This window comes from Erysipelothrix inopinata (assembly GCF_014396165.1).
GTDB lineage: Bacteria > Bacillota_I > Bacilli_A > Erysipelotrichales > Erysipelotrichaceae > Erysipelothrix > Erysipelothrix inopinata.
In genome coordinates, this window is sequence record NZ_CP060715.1 from 1,835,549 (window position 1) to 1,852,639 (window position 17,091).

The 17,091-nt window shown below is 36.2% G+C and carries 17 protein-coding genes and 1 other annotated feature; of the genes, 3 read left to right on the forward strand and 14 right to left on the reverse strand.

Features of this window, described 5'->3' with window-relative positions; translation table 11 throughout:
* Positions 1–24: 24 nt before the first annotated feature.
* The 6 genes from H9L01_RS08915 to H9L01_RS08940 all read right to left on the reverse strand — a co-directional run bounded on the left by H9L01_RS08915 (position 25) and on the right by H9L01_RS08940 (position 5,175).
* Positions 25–993: a metal ABC transporter substrate-binding protein gene (locus tag H9L01_RS08915; RefSeq protein WP_187533611.1), complete on the reverse strand. Its 969-nt coding sequence runs from the start codon at positions 991–993 to the stop codon at positions 25–27.
* Positions 994–1,034: 41 nt separating this feature from the next.
* The gene (locus H9L01_RS08920) at positions 1,035–2,153 is read right to left on the reverse strand and encodes an AI-2E family transporter (RefSeq protein WP_246448988.1); all 1,119 of its coding nucleotides are present in this window, start codon (positions 2,151–2,153) and stop codon (positions 1,035–1,037) included.
* 33 nt (positions 2,154–2,186) lie between these two features.
* Positions 2,187–2,717: a hypothetical protein gene (locus H9L01_RS08925; RefSeq protein ID WP_187533612.1), complete on the reverse strand. Its 531-nt coding sequence runs from the start codon at positions 2,715–2,717 to the stop codon at positions 2,187–2,189.
* Positions 2,714–3,553 (reverse strand): rod shape-determining protein MreC, encoded by an 840-nt coding sequence (mreC, locus tag H9L01_RS08930; RefSeq protein WP_187533613.1) that lies wholly within the window; start codon positions 3,551–3,553, stop codon positions 2,714–2,716. The genes H9L01_RS08925 and mreC overlap by 4 nt, the downstream gene beginning before the upstream one ends.
* A 66-nt stretch (positions 3,554–3,619) precedes the next feature.
* Complete coding sequence (radC, locus tag H9L01_RS08935) at positions 3,620–4,321, reverse strand: RadC family protein (protein WP_187533614.1); 702 nt, start codon at positions 4,319–4,321, stop codon at positions 3,620–3,622.
* 44 nt (positions 4,322–4,365) lie between these two features.
* A complete protein-coding gene (locus H9L01_RS08940; protein ID WP_187533615.1) occupies positions 4,366–5,175 on the reverse strand; it encodes a MetQ/NlpA family ABC transporter substrate-binding protein in 810 nt (269 codons plus the stop codon).
* 45 nt (positions 5,176–5,220) lie between these two features.
* Positions 5,221–5,457: a binding site (T-box leader), on the reverse strand.
* A 135-nt stretch (positions 5,458–5,592) separates the two neighbouring features.
* Here H9L01_RS08940 and H9L01_RS08945 point away from each other — a divergent pair.
* Together H9L01_RS08945 and H9L01_RS08950 are read left to right on the forward strand one after the other, a co-directional pair.
* A complete protein-coding gene (locus H9L01_RS08945; protein WP_187533310.1) occupies positions 5,593–6,990 on the forward strand; it encodes a UPF0236 family transposase-like protein in 1,398 nt (465 codons plus the stop codon).
* A 105-nt stretch (positions 6,991–7,095) separates the two neighbouring features.
* Entirely contained in the window at positions 7,096–8,112 is a 1,017-nt protein-coding gene (locus H9L01_RS08950) for an NADH:flavin oxidoreductase/NADH oxidase (protein ID WP_223151020.1), read from the forward strand.
* Between the two features lie 64 nt (positions 8,113–8,176).
* Here the strand turns inward: H9L01_RS08950 and ftsZ are convergent, their stop codons facing one another.
* Together ftsZ and H9L01_RS08960 are read right to left on the reverse strand one after the other, a co-directional pair.
* Positions 8,177–9,238, reverse strand: coding sequence for a cell division protein FtsZ (gene ftsZ / locus H9L01_RS08955; RefSeq protein ID WP_187533616.1), 1,062 nt, complete (start codon positions 9,236–9,238; stop codon positions 8,177–8,179).
* 17 nt (positions 9,239–9,255) lie between these two features.
* Positions 9,256–10,491, reverse strand: coding sequence for an acetate and sugar kinases/Hsc70/actin family protein (locus H9L01_RS08960; protein ID WP_187533617.1), 1,236 nt, complete (start codon positions 10,489–10,491; stop codon positions 9,256–9,258).
* 362 nt (positions 10,492–10,853) lie between these two features.
* Here H9L01_RS08960 and rpmB point away from each other — a divergent pair, with 362 nt between their 5' ends.
* On the forward strand, positions 10,854–11,045 hold the full coding sequence (gene rpmB / locus H9L01_RS08965) for a 50S ribosomal protein L28 (protein WP_187533618.1): 192 nt from the start codon (positions 10,854–10,856) through the stop codon (positions 11,043–11,045).
* 169 nt (positions 11,046–11,214) lie between these two features.
* On the opposite strand, the gene H9L01_RS08970 is transcribed toward rpmB, so the two are convergent.
* Genes H9L01_RS08970 through H9L01_RS08995 form a run of 6 tightly spaced genes read right to left on the reverse strand, consistent with a single transcriptional unit; the run spans position 11,215 to position 17,089 of the window.
* A complete protein-coding gene (locus H9L01_RS08970; protein WP_187533619.1) occupies positions 11,215–11,805 on the reverse strand; it encodes a thiamine diphosphokinase in 591 nt (196 codons plus the stop codon).
* Entirely contained in the window at positions 11,802–12,452 is a 651-nt protein-coding gene (rpe, locus tag H9L01_RS08975; protein WP_187533620.1) for a ribulose-phosphate 3-epimerase, read from the reverse strand. The genes H9L01_RS08970 and rpe overlap by 4 nt, the downstream gene beginning before the upstream one ends.
* 46 nt (positions 12,453–12,498) lie before the next feature.
* Entirely contained in the window at positions 12,499–13,365 is an 867-nt protein-coding gene (rsgA, locus tag H9L01_RS08980; RefSeq protein ID WP_246448990.1) for a ribosome small subunit-dependent GTPase A, read from the reverse strand.
* 11 nt (positions 13,366–13,376) lie between these two features.
* The gene (gene pknB, locus H9L01_RS08985; protein WP_187533621.1) at positions 13,377–15,119 is read right to left on the reverse strand and encodes a Stk1 family PASTA domain-containing Ser/Thr kinase; all 1,743 of its coding nucleotides are present in this window, start codon (positions 15,117–15,119) and stop codon (positions 13,377–13,379) included.
* Positions 15,112–15,843 carry a PP2C family protein-serine/threonine phosphatase gene (locus H9L01_RS08990; protein WP_187533622.1) on the reverse strand — a complete coding sequence of 244 codons (732 nt, stop codon included), beginning with the start codon at positions 15,841–15,843 and terminating at the stop codon, positions 15,112–15,114. Before H9L01_RS08990 ends, pknB begins: the two co-directional genes overlap by 8 nt.
* Positions 15,844–15,877: 34 nt before the next feature.
* The gene (locus H9L01_RS08995) at positions 15,878–17,089 is read right to left on the reverse strand and encodes a transcription antitermination factor NusB (RefSeq protein WP_187533623.1); all 1,212 of its coding nucleotides are present in this window, start codon (positions 17,087–17,089) and stop codon (positions 15,878–15,880) included.
* Positions 17,090–17,091: the final 2 nt, after the last annotated feature.

Here is a 17,091-nt window from a genome sequence, read left to right on the forward strand (position 1 = left end):
TTCTAAGAAATAAAACCCTTGTGATTACTGAGCAGCAATCGTTTCAAGGGTTTCTAAGTTTTGATACATTTTATAGATATATGTTTGTTTATCTTTCATTTCCGCATCTGTCAATGTATAGACCGAACTTAAATTGATTGTTTTTAGATCCAGCTCTGTTTTTAACTGATTAAATAATTTGACATAATCGTCGGGCATGCCTTCTTCGTATGCAATATATCGCACATCGTCAGCCATAATACGAGTTCTAATTTCTTGTAAAGCCGTTTCATCCGGTAATACCCCATAGCGTGAAATAGTCATTGGATAAACTTCCACATTATAGCTCTTTTGCCAGTTACCAAAACTTGGAGTCATGGTTACAACTCGAATTGGTTTGTGATTTGATTTCAGTTTATTGTAATGAGCTTGTAAATCTGTAAGCTCAACTTCTAGCTCATTGAATCGTGTTTCAAACGTTTTACGTTCATCAGGATACGTTACATCAAGCCAATCTTTGATTGATCGTGCCATTGATGTCATTGCTAATGGATCCATCCAAAGGAACGGATCATTTTCATACAAGTCAACATCTTCCGGTTTAATTCCATCATAGTAAGGCGATTCTGTTGTAACTACTTGTCCACTAATTTCACTTGTTGTGTAACGTTGGAAACGGTAAAGCGTTGATTTCTCAGCTAGGTCAACCATTTCAATTTTTGAGTTATCGCTCATAACATCACGATACATTTCCCAGTAGGGTTGTAATTCGTTGATATAAAAGATTGCATCCGCATTTTTCAAGATTTCTTGATAATTCGGATCGATTGTAGCACGTTGTGGAACAGATCCCTTATCAATACGTTGAACGTTAACACGGTCTCCCGCAAGGCGCTCAAATAAAAATTGAACCGGATAATTTGTAACTACAACATTTTTATTTTTAGGCACACATCCTGTCATTACTGTCATCAGAATGGCACTCACACATATCATCTTGATTATACGTTTCATACAAACCTCTTTTCAAAAACAATTATACACTAATTCAGACCTTAAAGTTGCCAATTGTTACGTTTTAAATCACGAACAGCACGAATTGCGAAGTAAGTTGGCATAGATAAGAGAATTCCTACAAATCCAAAGAGCACACTTCCCGCAAAGAATACAAACAATGATGAGATTGGATCAACCTTATCACGTTTCGAATAAACCATTGGTGAAATCAAATATCCATCCACTTGAGACATTACCATCAATGCAATGGTTAGCGTAATAACACGTGGCATTGGTAATGTTAACGCAGTTAGAACTCCAAACACATGAACAACTGTAGGTCCAATATAAGGAATTAGTAATCCAAGTGCCGTAAGCACACCTAATACTAGCGCATAAGGATGTCCAACTAGAGTATATATTAAGCCATATTCAACACAGGTAATTGTCATAATGAATATTAACGTTCTAAGATATCCTAAAACTGCACGGTTAATTACAATAATTGATGCTGATAAACGCGGCGAAACTTTATGAGCCATATTCACAACACCACGTGTTACTCGTTCATAATCAAAGATAAAGTACATACCAATAATAAATGAGAACAATGCTGTCGTTAGAATTGAGAAGAATTGACCAACAAATTGCGATACCAATGCAGGTAACGAAGGTATTGAATCAATTAATCCTTTCAACACATTAATAACTTGGTTAAAAATATCTGTTACCCAAGGTTCTGATGTTCCATTATTCCACATTTGATATTCTCTAAATAATTTTTGTACACCATCAACACTCGTCGAGAACAATACTGAAATATCTTCATATAATGTTGGAATAATTGATGAGAATAGTAATACTAATATAAAAATAAAACCTAGCAGTGTTAATGGAACACTGATTGCTGGTTTAATCTTGTATTTCTCAAAAAACAAAGTAACAGGACGTAAGATATATGCAATCCCAAATCCAATAATAAATGGTTTTAAAATACGCATCAATAATACGTATGCAGTATTCCAAACTGGCCATGTTAAGTTTAATAAATAAACAACGAGTAAAACCACAAGTACAGGAATCAGTCGTTTTGCCGTAATTTTTTCGTCAAACCAATCACGGATTCGATACATTTTCGGACTTAATTTCTTAGGTTCTTTTTCATTGGAATTTTCCATAATAATTCTCCTTTGATATCATAATATCATAATTTAGCGAACATATATATTTTGCGCCTGTTTTAATATCGAAGAATGCATTTTTTGATAAAGTTTCAAAGGAATTACACAAAGTATCACATTACCCAGTATTACCCAGAAAGTTCTAAATGCGAGAAACGACATAAATGAGGTCTGCAAATTCTTAGTTAATACAATTAGAATGTACAGTGCTACTTCTTTTATAAAAAGACCTACGACTCCAATTAGAACATATTCGAAAGTGGAACTTCCAATATGTCGATCCCACCAACGTAAGATAATAATTGTGCCTGTATAGGCAATCATAAATACAGGGAAAGTACTGACATGAGTCAAGTCCATCCATAACCCTAAAAGAAATGCTTTGATAACAGATTCTAATTTACTATCATTTTGCGTTAGTAAGATAAGACCCAAAAAGTGTAAATTACTAATAAATAGGATCTTTGAACTTAGAAACTCATTTACGAACACATTTAGAAATGAATCAAGGACTAAAAGTGCGCTTAAATATACAAAATGAAGAAATCTTATCTTCCTCATGGTTTTTTCACCACCGAAACATAATTCAAGGCATTAAAATCGACTAACGATTTAGCATAGACTGTAATCCCTGCACCATCTGCTACTTCTTTAACAGAATCAACATTTCCTACAAAGAGCCCTGCAGGATACACCCCTCCTAATCCAGATGTGGAAATAACCATATCAGGAGTAATAGAGATATTTGTTTGTAGAAGACTTATTGTAAATAAATTTGTATCTTTGTTATAAGATTTCAGAATCCCTTGAACAAAACTTCCGGATGGTTCTTGAATTTTAACTGACATTTGCGAATAATCATCGTTTGCAACAATAAGTGAAACTACCGATGTTTTCGCATCAACCTTTATGACTCGACCCACGATTCCTTTTGGAGTTACAACACCATCACCAACTTCGATGCCATCATCACTTCCGCGATCAATAGTAACGGCACTATCCCATGTTTCGCTTGATCGATTCATAACTGTCGCATTAATTAAGGTATATTCAGAGTGAATTGTTTTTAGATTGTTAAGTTCCTTTAATTCATTAACTTCATGTTGCAATTCATTGAGTTGCGCTTGCCAATGATTCACAGCATCTAATTGAGATCGCAATTGATCGTTTTCATAGCGTACATCCCACATTGTTGCTACATCATTGCTAACGTTTCCTACTGTTTTAATTGGCTTATCAAATATGCCATAACGTATCATTGAAACGAAACTAAAAAAACTACGGTCCGCACTTTGATAATAGGCATTATTTTTAATAAAACCCATTCCAATCAAAGATACTACCGAGAAAGCTATAAAAAATAATACTACACGTTTAAAAACATTTTTTCGTTTCATTTAATCACCTCTTTTATTATACGAAAGCGCGACCCTTTTTACAAACAAAAGAATAAGAGAAACCTCTTATTCCTTAATTTCACATTTAAATATGTCAGTATTCTTCTCACGCATTGAAATATAGCGTCCATGCGACACAATATAGTGGTCAAGGATTACTATATCCATCATAGCACCAATTGAAACAAGTAACTTTGTAATCTCTTTATCTGCATCGCTTGCATACATGGTTTGACCTGGATGATTATGCACTAAAATCAAGCGTGTAGCATTACGTTGGATTGCAAGACGCATGATATCTCGCGGATGAACTAAACTTTGGTTTAATGTTCCTTTGAAGATTTTCTCGGAACCTAAATACGCATTTTGATTATTAAGAAACACAACCATAAAATGCTCTTGTACATCGTACCCTATTTCAAGATTGAGCCAATTCATTAATGATTGTGGGTTATCAAGAACAATACGATCATCAAGATTCGGTTCCACAATCCTCTTAGAAATCTCACATAACGCAAGAATTTCAATTGCTTTGGCACTCTTGATTCCTTTAATATCCAATAAATTCGAATGCGATAATTCATGCAGTTTGCGAATCGAACCACACTGATTCAATACTTCATCCGCAAGTTCAAGAGAAGACTTTTGTGCGGTTCCTGTTCGAATAAACAACGCCAAAAGTTCTCTATCTGACAAACTTGCCAATCCCAGTAATTCCGCCTTTTCACGCGGCCTAACTGATGGATTCATTTCGTATATTTTCACCATTCATCACCACTTAGAAATAAGCAATAAACAGTAATATTCCTTAATTACTTGAGAACCGTCGTAACAGCTTCTCCAAATTCATTTTTAATAAATTCTTTGACACGAGGATCTTCAAAAGCTTTTAGAATTGCAAGTGTTTTTTCAGATTTCTCATTACCCTCTTTTACCGCAACAACATTTACTGTTTTTTCAATCGTCTCAGGAGAGATTGATTCTGCCTGTAAACCTCGATCAATAATTTTTGCTCCTAATGCATAATTAACATTTAGAATGATGTAAGGCACATCATCAATTAGAGGTGCAATACTATCTGCAACAACTTCTTTGATCACGATTCCTTTTGGATTGTTGACGATATCTTTAATTGTAGCAGTATCTTTGTTTTCATTTAATTCAATCCAGCCTGCTTCCTCAAGAAGTTTTAAAGCACGTGAGAGGTTTGTTGCATCATCAGGCACTAATACTTCATCACCGGCTGCAACTTCGTCTAAAGTCTTCTTGCTGCCTCCATAAATGACGAGTGGTTCATAGTGAACTTTGAGCACATCGACAAGATGTGTTCCTGCTTGTTCATTAAAATCTAACATGTAAGGAATATGTTGGAAGTAATTAGCATCCAAGCTTCCATCTTCCACTAAAGTATTTGGCAATTTAAAATCATCCATCGTTTTAACTTCCAATTGAAATCCTTGCTCTTCCAAGCTAGGTCTGAGTTGTTCTAGTATTTCAGCATGAGGAACAGGTGTTGCCCCAATACGAATTACAGTATCTGCTTCTTTTGCTTTTGTAGAGGGCTTTGCCCCACATCCTGTAACTAATAATGCAATTAATAATATTAAGAAACTTTTTTTCATCCTATACTCCTCCTAAATGTTTCCTAAACACAAAAAACGCCCATCCCTAAGGACGAGCGTGCTCATGTTACCACCTTAATTTATCTATACTTCACAGTATAAATCTTATCGAGTACTATCATACTCTGACACTGTAACGGGTGTACCCGGTATCTCCTAAACTCTGAGTCTCAGAAATACTGCTCCAAGGCCATTTTCTTCTTAATGCCATCTATCTGTTTCCACCTAACCAGACTCTCTGTAAGATTTTCAAAAGAATACTTTCCTTTTCATCGCTTTTCATTATTATGAGATGTTTTTTCATAAAAGTCAACAACTATTCTACAAATGATTGTGTAAAATAGGTGGGGGAATACAAAAAGCGATAACTCGCTTATAATGGTTTTACTACAAACTATTAGAAAGTGAGCTATCGCCATGACTATTTTACCACAATTTGAATTATCCAACACCTTAAAAAATTTATTTGTGTCTATCCAGGAATCAACGAATTACCTTTTAGAACCTACCAATCAAGAATTTACGATCCGTAATTACTCTCAGTTTATTGAACATACTTCAGAATGGCTTCGCATTGCTGCTTGTGACTATCTTGTTCAAAACTTTGAACTTCTTGATTTAAAATTTAAGAATTCCGCACTTCGTAAAAGAGATTACTATGTTCACCAAACACGTGAACGCACCCTTATTACTGTATTTGGAGTCGTGAAGTTTAAACGAACTATCTACAAAGATAAGACTACAGGAAAAACCTTTATCTATGTCGATCGCAAACTAGGTTTACCTAAATATGATCGCTATGACCCATGCGTAAAGTGCATGATTGTGGAGACTTTTGCGAATCAAAATTCAATGATTAAAGTCGGAGAGCAGATTGGTGACAGAATCTTTTCTTCTTTCTCAACGTCTCAGCATCGTGAACATTATCGTATATCAAGACAAACAGTTTATAATACCGTTAAACGTCCCTTGCCGTCACTGTCTGAACTTTGTGAGCCTAAGCCTACACCAAGTCACTTATACATCATGGCCGATGAAAAGTATGTTCATATGCAACGTAATGAATCTCAGTCTGTCATGGTCAAGTCAGCTGTAATTTTTGAAGGTATAAAAGGACCTCAGAAGCGCCGTCAATTGATTAATAAAATGGTTTATTCAGGAACTGAAAGTAATTTCTGGAATAGTGTATATGACCTCTTATCAATCACGTATGATATGGATAAAATCAAGAATATTACCATACTCGGAGATGGTGCTTTATGGATTAAGTCAGGAACTCGTGAATTTTCTCATAGTAGCTTTGCCCTTGATAAGTTTCACTTTAAACAAGCACTTAATCATATCACCACAGATAAACCTACAAAAGAAATCCTCGCCTCCAATATAATTAACGGAAATACTGAAACCTTTAATCAAATCATTCAAACCTTGATAGATGGTACAGAACAATCAAATCGTCAAAAAACAATAGAAGAAAAATGTAATTATATACTACGCAATACTCTTGCGATACAGTACAGCTACAACGGCTTGAAAATAGGTTGTAGTATGGAGTCAGCTATCAGTCATAATCTCGCTTCTATATACTCAAATAGACCTAAGGGATACTGCAAAGAAAATTTAAATGCTTATCTTAATCTAAGAAACTTATTCCTTAACCATATCGATATTAGAAACTTATATTTAGATTCAATAGATCCTAAAAGTATAAAACAAAAAGAAGCCAAATATGACTTCTCGATGTTCGAACAACGAAATGCTTACGATAAATCCTCGAGTTCAAGATGGCTTAAGGCACATATCAGCAGAAATTAAAGAAACCATTATTTTCCCCCACTTATTTGACACTAACTCTACAAATACAATTCACTTCCTCTAAATTAGAGGTATAATTGTGTATACTAAGACTAGGAGGTAATTATGAAACTATTAGAATCAGCAACAATTGGAAAAATGGAATTAAAGAATCGTGTCATCATGGAACCGATGTGTATGTATTCCGCAACGGATCACGATGGAATTCCCACTCACTTTCATCGTGCTCATTATACAAGTCGTGCAATTGGACAAGTTGGACTTATCATCGTAGAAGCAACAGGTGTGGTCCCAGAAGGTCGCATTACCGATGATTGTTTAGGGTTATGGAATGATAAGCAAATGACTGCATTTAAAGACCTCGTTGAGTCTGTACATAGCCAAGGTAGCAAAATTGCAATTCAACTAAACCATGCAGGACGTAAATGCACTGCAGTTGATGGTGTTGATGAGATTTTTGCACCAAGTGCCATTGCATATAATGAAGACTATCGAAAACCAACAGAATTATCAAAAGATCAGATTAAAGAAGTTGTTCAAGCTTTCCAAGATGCAGCAAAAAGAGCGAATGAAGCAGGATTTGACGCTTTGGAAATTCATGCAGCTCACGGTTATTTATTATCAGAGTTTATGAGCCCTGTCTCAAATCAGAGAACTGATGAATATGCCGATGCAAGCATCATTATAAAAGAAGTGATTGATGCAATTAGAGTGGTCTGGCCTTCAGAAAAACCAATTCTCATTCGTGTCAGTGCAACAGACTATGAAGATCAAGGTCTCAACACTGATCTAACAATCAAAATATTAGAACCTATCAAAGACTCTGTTGATATTATTAACGTATCGACAGGTGGCATTACGCCAACCCCACCACATCAGATCTTCCCAGGTTACCAAGTTGAACACGCTCTAAAAATTAAAGACGCACTTCAAATGCCTGTCGTAGCGTGTGGTCTTCTTGGAAGTCACGACCTGGCCAGTTACCTACTTGAATCCAATCAAGTGGATTTCATTGGTCTTGCACGTCCCCTTCTTAAAAACCCTCATTGGGTTGTGGATTTCGCAAAGGCACGTCGAAAATCCGAATTCATTCCTCGCCAATACGAACGCGGATTCAAATAAGAACAAAAAAAGCTGTAACATTGAACCTCACGGATCTTTGCTACAGCTTTTGTTTAATTATAAATTATCGACTCTTGAAAAATTCAGGAATGTCGTTGTTTGTATCTTTTTTAGTTTCAGAAGATACATTTTGGTTGTTGTTACGTTTATCATTAAATGAGTTACGTACCGGTTCTTTAACTTCTTCTTCCTTGTCAAAACCCGTTGCAATAACTGTAACAATAATTGCATCACCAATGTTTTCATTGATTGCGACACCAAAGATAATATCAATATCATTTCCTGCAGCGTCACGGATGTAATCAACCGCTTCACTTGCATCTTGAATTGAAATTGAATCGCCACCAGTTACGTTAACAATAGCATTTCTTGCGCCTGAGATTTGAGCTTCAAGAAGTGGTGATGTAATTGCTTTTTGAGCAGCTTCTTCAGATTTGTTTTCACCTTGAGCCATACCAATACCAATTAAGGCACTACCTTGGTTAGCCATGACGGAACGAACATCTGCAAAGTCCAAGTTGATCATTGCTGGAACAGCAATAAGATCAGTGATGGTTTGAACACCTTGACGTAAGACATTATCCGCTTCTTTAAATGCTTCTTGGAATGGAATACGTCCAATAACTTCAAGAAGTTGGTTATTACTTACGATGATTAATGAATCAACATAAGCTTTTAATTCTTCAAGTCCTTCAAGTGCTTGATTCCCACGACGACGGCCTTCAAATGTAAATGGTTTTGTAACAATACCCACAACAAGTGCGCCTTCTTCTTGAGCAATTTTCGCTACCAATGGTGATGCACCTGTACCAGTACCCCCACCAAGACCTGCTGTAACAAAGACCATGTCGGCACCCTTCACAGCATCACGAATTTCATTTTCGCTTTCTACAGCGGCTTTGCGGCCTAATTCTGGATTAGCTCCAGCACCAAGACCCTTAGTAATTTCACGACCTAATTCGATTCGGTTTGTGACAGGTGAAACATTCAACACTTGCAAATCAGTATTTGCAACGTAAAATTCGACACCACGCATCCCTTCATCGACCATGCGGTTAACGGCATTACATCCGGCACCACCAACTCCAATAACTTTTATTTTCGCAACAGTTTGCATTGAATCCATATTAATTCCTCCACTTATTATCGTTCAAAGAACATGTTCTTTAATTTTTTTGTAATTGATTCTTCTTCAACTTCTTGATTATATTGTAACACAACTCGTTTATATTCTTCTTCATCAACGCTAGAAAGCGTGTAATCACGATAAACTTGTTGATCTTTGTAGTAATAGAATGCACCTAACAACGATGTTAGTCCTGCATCTTTCACTCCGAATGTTGTTGAGCGGTAACATTCCGCATCACATTCTGAAGCTTGTTCCATAAATTCAGGAATTCCAAGAATCTCACTGGATTCACCCGTAATCACATATCGAGGTTTTCCTAAAGTATATATCGGTTCACATCGATCCGATAAGTCACGTAACATATCTTTAACATCATCCGCTACGAGGTCCATAATATCTGCTTGCGTAATCGTGTAAGTATTCGACTTACTTGACCACATAAATATCGGATCCGTTCCCGCTTCTTGAAGACTCAGGTCTACATTATAATATAAGAGTCTGTGTACAACATCTGAAGGAACTTTTAGTGATGTTTCAAGTTTCCCTAAAATGCGATGGAATCCGTTATCAATCACTTCATTTGAGAGATACACGCCTTTATGGAATAAAGCTAAATGAACTGATTGTTCATTTAGAGTGAGACCAATAATTGGTGTATCTATCGAAGCTTCAAATAATGATGCCTCTTTTGCTAATCCGATATCATCAAGAATAATATCGATTACTTTTAATCCTGACTTTTCAACACAGCCGATAAAAGGAAATGCAATGGATTCCTTAATATAGTAACATTCCGCTTCAAGTGTTAAATTATCACACTTTTCATTCATTGGAACTTTACGTGTTGAGCTTCCATTTACAAAAAATTTACTGATGAGTATATCAGCCAATACATATCCTTCAGGAGATGGATATTTCAAGACTTCTCTATAAGCTCTACGTACATCGAGTTCAGAAATACGACCTGTAATTGGGATTCTTAATTGTCGATTCACATGTTTCATATTTGCGCTAGGTACTAAAAGAAGCACTCGACGAATCACAACCCCTAAATTACGAGATGCGTTCTCAACTGCTTTTTTTATTGCCTCTACAACATGATTTTCACTTACTATGGTATGTCCTTGAACACCCATGTGCGCTACGCGCTCTACTTTTAATATATTTAAACGACCGTTATAAAATTGCCCAACAAGCAATCGCACTTCATGATCCGCAATTTCTAAAGCTGCGAGTATTTGTTTTTCCATCTGCGAACCTCCTTGTGCTACAAGTATAATATCATATTAAATCGTAAGATTAAAGGCATTATAGCGTTCACAATAGAGTTTTTTCACAACCATTTAGAGATTTCACAACAAGTTCATAATTGTATATCACTTGTTTCACAAAAACCACTAAGAAAACATGTTTAGATATTGGTACAATAATCTTACAATCTTCATGACTTCTCAATTTTACAGACACTTCCTAAAACGCTCTACGAGTTCATATTTCTTCATTTTATCGTGCAAATACTTTTTTAAACAAAATATAGCTTTATCTCTTGCTAAATCAATATCTATATGATATAGTTACAAAGCGTTATTAAGACAAGAAAGGGGGTTACGGTATGCCTAGAGTATGTTCCGTATCCGGTAAAAAAACTTTATCAGGAAACAAACGCTCACATTCACTTCATGCAACTCCTAGAAAGTGGAATGTTAACTTACAAAAAGCGACGATTATGGTTGATGGAAAACCAACTAGAGTCCGTATTTCCGCCCGTGCACTAAAATCATTAAAGGCACAACAAGCTAAATAATAAAAAATACGGTGTTTGTGCCGTTTTTTTTATATATTATATTTGAATCATACCAACCTTTCTCATTGAATCGTTGGTTTTTTATTGCCTATAAAAGACAAAAAACACCATTGTCCAAAAGAAGACTCATGATGTTTTCGTTATGTATTAATCTTGATGATCGATTAATCTATGGTTTACTTTGGATCATCAGTACCGCCGCTTCTTCAAGGTAGACTGTTCCTGATGAATTGATAATTTCATTTGAAGTTAGAAATGTATCATTGGGTTTAATGGGTTGATTCGTAAGTGGATATTTAAATCCTTCCAAGGTTATGAAACCCGGCGTAATTATTAAAAATGAAATATATTGATAGTCTTGTTTGTTAATTACATAAGTCCCTGCATCGAGTCTTTGCATTCGATTTTGATCATCCACAATCTCTACACGGCTGTCCTGCATGGCAATCATCACGTTTAGATACTCATGGTCCCTTCGCCTGCCAAGTCCCCCTACTACGAGGATACGCTCATAATCGGCGCACAAACGATACGCATAGTCAAAATCCGTTAAGTCTTTTTCAGGATTAAGAGCTATCGTTTCATTTGCATAGGATTCGATAGCTTGAAATTGATCGGGCGTTACCGAATCAAAGTCACCACATGCTAGCATCATAGTAATATCTTTTAAGACACAAATGTATGCTCCATAATCGACACCTATGACATCGCCTTCCACCTCACCATTGAAGTCACCCAAGACAATGGTTACTGTTTTCATAGTAAAGAGGCTACAGCTTTTTCAATATCTTCTCCGAAGACATAGCTCCCTGCAACTAACACATCGGCACCATACTGACGAGAAATATCTCCAGTTTCTTTATTGATACCGCCATCTACTGAAATTAAATAACCATAATTGTTTAGTTTACGCATTTCATTAAGTTGTTGAATTCGAAGTCCCATCTCTGGAATATAAGCTTGTCCACCAAATCCAGGTTCAACACTCATAACCAATACCAAATCCACAAGTTTCAAATATGGAACAATGGCATCAAGTTCAGTACCTGGTCTTAACGTAATTCCAGCTTTGATTCCTTTTGATTTTAAATACTTAACAGCTTCCACGCCATCTTCAACATGTTTGAAACACTCAGCGTGAAATGTAATTGCATCGGCTCCAGCATCAATAAAAGCATCAAAATACTTACGTGGATCCATAATCATCAAGTGAACATCTAAAAATAAGTCACTTGCTTGATTAATTTGTTTTAAAATACCCGGACCAAAACTAATGTTATCAACGAATTGACCGTCCATAACATCATAGTGAAGCCATTTTGCCCCTGCAACTTCAACACGTTTTAATTGCTTATTCAAATCTTTAAAATCAATTGATAACAATGATGGTGAAACAATTCTTTCCATGATATTCTCCTTTTTTCTTTATTATAAACGATTCCCTACAAAAAAGTTAATAACGCACTACTTTAGTTTCTTCAATAAGCTTTAAACACTCCAAATAGTGTTGGTAGCGAACTTTCGATACACTACCATTTTCTACCGCTTCTTTCAGCGCACATCCCGGTTCTTTAATATGAAGACAATCACGATAACGACAATCATCACCATAGCCCCTAAAGTCCGGAATACTTCTGCTAAGTTCAAGTGGATCAACCATACTAAAATCTAACGATGAAAATCCTGGTGTATCAGCAATCCACCCTTGAGCAATTGGATACAGTTGATTGTGGCGAGTTGTATGTTTCCCACGACCCAACGCTTTAGAAATCTCTTGCGTATTCAATTCTAAGTCTTCATTGATTCGATTAAGGATGCTGGATTTCCCAACTCCGGATTGACCTGCAAGAACACTAATTTTATCTTTTAAAATTTCTTCAAGAGGTTGCGTATCATAACCCTCACCCGTAAATATAACATGATATCCCGCTTTTTCATATTCTTCACGAATTGATGTCATCAATGACTCTGAAGCTAAATCTGCTTTTGAAATCACAATGATTGGTTCAATATCGTTAAGGGATATCAAAAAGATCAAACGGTCAACAAGCGTGTATGAAAAGTCTGGTTCTAAAACTGACATCACAATCAATGCTTGATCAATATTCGCAACATGAGGTCGAATCAATTTATTTCTACGTGGCAACACTTTCTGCATTACATACTTTTCATCCAAAAGTTCCACTTCCACACGATCTCCTACAATCGGTTTATCTCCCAACCTCATTTTTCCCATTGCTACGACATCGTGGAACTCCGAATCAAAGTAGACTGTATATTTATTTGATACGATTCTCGTAATTATTGCTTCTTTAATCATAGTTATATCCTCTAATCATTTTGTGTTCCCGGTTTCTGATTGTTGTTGGCCTCATCACCATTGTCGGTATCAGGTTTTGGTTTGTCAGGTTCAGTCTTTTTAGTATAGTAATATAAAGTCACAGTTGAACTATCAGTTTGTACGTAATAACTACCTGGCATTGGATCTGTCTTCACAACAACTCCATATTTAAGATTGTTGATTTCACTTAAACTCAAGCCATCTTGAGATAATTCCTTACGCGAAACTTTAACGCCCAGATCAGTCAGTTGAGAAGATGCATCATCAAGACTCTTTCCGACTAAGTCATTAGGAAGTACTGTTTCAACTTTTGAACTCACCACAAGTGTAATATCACGAGGATTTTCCGGGTTGATTTTTTCTCCAGGAAGTAAAAGTTCTTGTCTTAATACAATCCCTTCTTTCATATCCTTGCGTGGTTCGTTAACACGTTTAATCTTTACGTTTTTACCATTAAGAATTGAGCTCACTTCTTCAAATGTTTTTCCTGTATAATCATCGATAACAAAATTCTTACCACTAGAAACTGTAAGTTTTACTTCAGTCCCTTTTTTCACTTGCGTTCCTTTTTCAGGACGGCTACTGATTACATATCCCGATTCCAAATCATCAGAATAAATATGAACTAAATTTGAAGAGTTATAGATTAAACCATTTTCTTTTAAGATTGCCTCTGCTTCATTAACCGTCATCTTTGTAAGATCTGGAAGTTCTACCGTCGAGGATTTCGATGGACTGAAGAACCAATACGTAAAGATGCCCAATGCCACAATTAATACTGCAGAAAGTGTTATCCAAAGTTTCTTTCGATTCTTAGGATTTTTATCTTCTACGCGATCAACCGTATCAAGTTTGTTGATTACTTTAGTTTCATCATCCGATTCTTCTTCAGGTTGCCATAGCGGTTCATCTTTTCGATTTTCAAATAAACACGTTTCTAAATCATCTAAAAATTCATGCATATTTGTATAGCGATAATTTCTGTTTTTATGTGTTGATTTTGCAACAATATTTTCAAGTGAGTTCGGCAGTGTTGGATTGAAGTCCAAGATTGATGGGAAAGGATCTCGAAGGTGTTTCATCGCAATTTCTACAGGTGTTTCACCTCGGAATGGTAGAGTTCCTGTCAACAACTCAAAAAACACTACACCTAATGAATAGACATCCGATTGAATGCTTGCCCCCTCACCTCGGGAACATTCTGGAGCCATATAGTGAACAGATCCTAAAACAGAATCATCACGTGTGAGTTGAAGTGCATCCCCAGCAAGTGCAATCCCAAAGTCTGTAATCTTTACTGTGCCATCATCTTTAATAAGAACATTTTGCGGTTTCACATCTCGATGGATAACCCCACTGTCATGGGCCTTTACAAGGCCACTTGCTAATTGTTTTGTAATCGCTACCGCTTCATACTTATCAAGGGCGCCACGGCGTTGCACCAATTGTTTCAGGGTTGTCCCTCGGACAACTTCCATGACAATATAGTGTTGGTCACCATCTTGTCCCACATCATAAATCTCCACAATATTAGGGTGATTAATACCACTGGCTGCATTCGCCTCGCGTTGAAAACGTAACAGTGCAACCGGATCATGAGATAAATCTCCACGTAATTTCTTAAGTGCTACTTCTCGGTTTAAGACGGTATCCATAGCGAGATACACATCTGCCATACCTCCTGAGCCAATTTTTTTGACCAACAGGTAACGGTTACTTATCATTTCACTCATCGCGGTCACCTTCAATCAAGACAATTGAGATATTATCATAGCCTCCTGCTTCATAAGAAAGTTTCAAGAGCTCTTGACGAATACTCAAAATATCATTCAACTTAAACGTTTCTTGAATTTTCTCAAATGGTACATAACCATGAAGTCCATCTGAAGAAATCATGAGATAATCCCATGGTTCCGTAATTTGAATAATTTCAAACTTCACATCTTCATCGATGCCTACTGCATTCATTAATACATTTCGTTTAGGATGTGTGTCAATTTCATTGAAGTCGATTTCATTTCTTAAATACATTTCATAAGCATACGTTTGATCATGTGACAAACATTCTAGCTTTCCATCATGTAAAGAATAGATTCGACTATCACCAATATTAAAACCCACAACCTCTGTACCCAATACAACAAGAGCAGCAAGTGTGGTTCCCATACCTGAATAATGTTTCACGACTAATGATTCATGAAACGTTGTTTTATTTATATGCTTGATTTCACTAACAAACCATTTTCTAACTTCTTCAATGGATTTAAATGAGCCTTTTTCCAAAAAGGATTCTTTGAGAAGGCTCTTAACCATATTACTGGCTACTTCGCCGGCATTGGCACCACCAATACCATCACAAACAACAGCAAGTAACGCATTTTCATTTTCAATGACAGTCGCGCTGTCTTGATTATTACTGCGAATTAATCCAATTTCACTAATACTTGTATATTTCACAACGAACCCTCACAATTTCTATATCTCAATAGTATCATTTTCGCATCAATTGTGCGATATAAAATCCATCCCCTTGTGTTTCATGAGGAATAAGAGTTTCTGAAGATATCACTTCAAAATCAGGATGTCTCTCAATAAATGCTTCAACTTGTTTCTCATTTTCTTTACGGTTTAGTGTACAGGTTGAATACACCAGCATGCCATTTTCAGCTAACATATCTGCAACATGATCCAACATTTTTGCTTGAAGAATTACCAATTCATCCAATTCACTTGGAAGAATATGATATCTTAAGTCATGTTTATGAGATAGAACACCCAGACCTGAGCACGGTGCATCTAAAAGAATTCGATCGTATTTAACATCTGATTTATATTCTAAAACGTCTGATGTATGAATCGTCGCATTGTTGACATTACAACGCTCCATCAAGGATTTAGTAGCAAGACTTCGTGATTCGTACAATTCAACACCATCAATGTGTCCCGAATTTCTAAGCTTGTTCGCAATCTGAACTGTTTTAGTTCCTGGACCACAACAACAATCCAAAATAGTCATATCTTCGACGATATCCATACGTTCAACGACTTTTTGACTGTTGATGTCTTGTACAAGGCAGTATCCATCCGACAAATAGGAACTTCTAAAGAGTTCCGGTTGGGCGATCCAGTTTCCATCTTGTTCAATGACAAGACTAGAATCCACGGATTCTAATGGTTTCAAGGTATTAAATCGTACATATGTAGGTTTAATACTTTGGCAATATCTTGCATAGTCCAATGCAAAAGTTTCACTGTACTGTTTCGATAATAACTTCATAATCCAAAGTGGCATACTTTCACGAATGGATGCTTGTGTGAGGGCATCACCGTGAATCTCACGTTCTCCACGTTGCACGATTTTTTTCAAGACTGCATTCACAACGCCAGCATATCGTTTTTTCCCTACTTGTTTGCATAAATCAACAGATTCATTCACTAATGCATAGTCAGGGATGGAGTCCATTTTAAAGAATTGGGCACACCCCATTTTAATAATTATTTGAACTTCAATGGGTAGTTTCTTATCGATAAGATCTTCATATTGATATTCTAAAAATAGACTATGTTGTAACGTAGTATAAACAAGGGCACTTACAAATGCTTGATCTTGTGGGGGTAATTGCTGTTCTTTTAGTACAAGATGAGCATGGCGATGTTTCACCAACACTTCCACAAGTACCTGATAACTTTCTAATCGTCTCATAT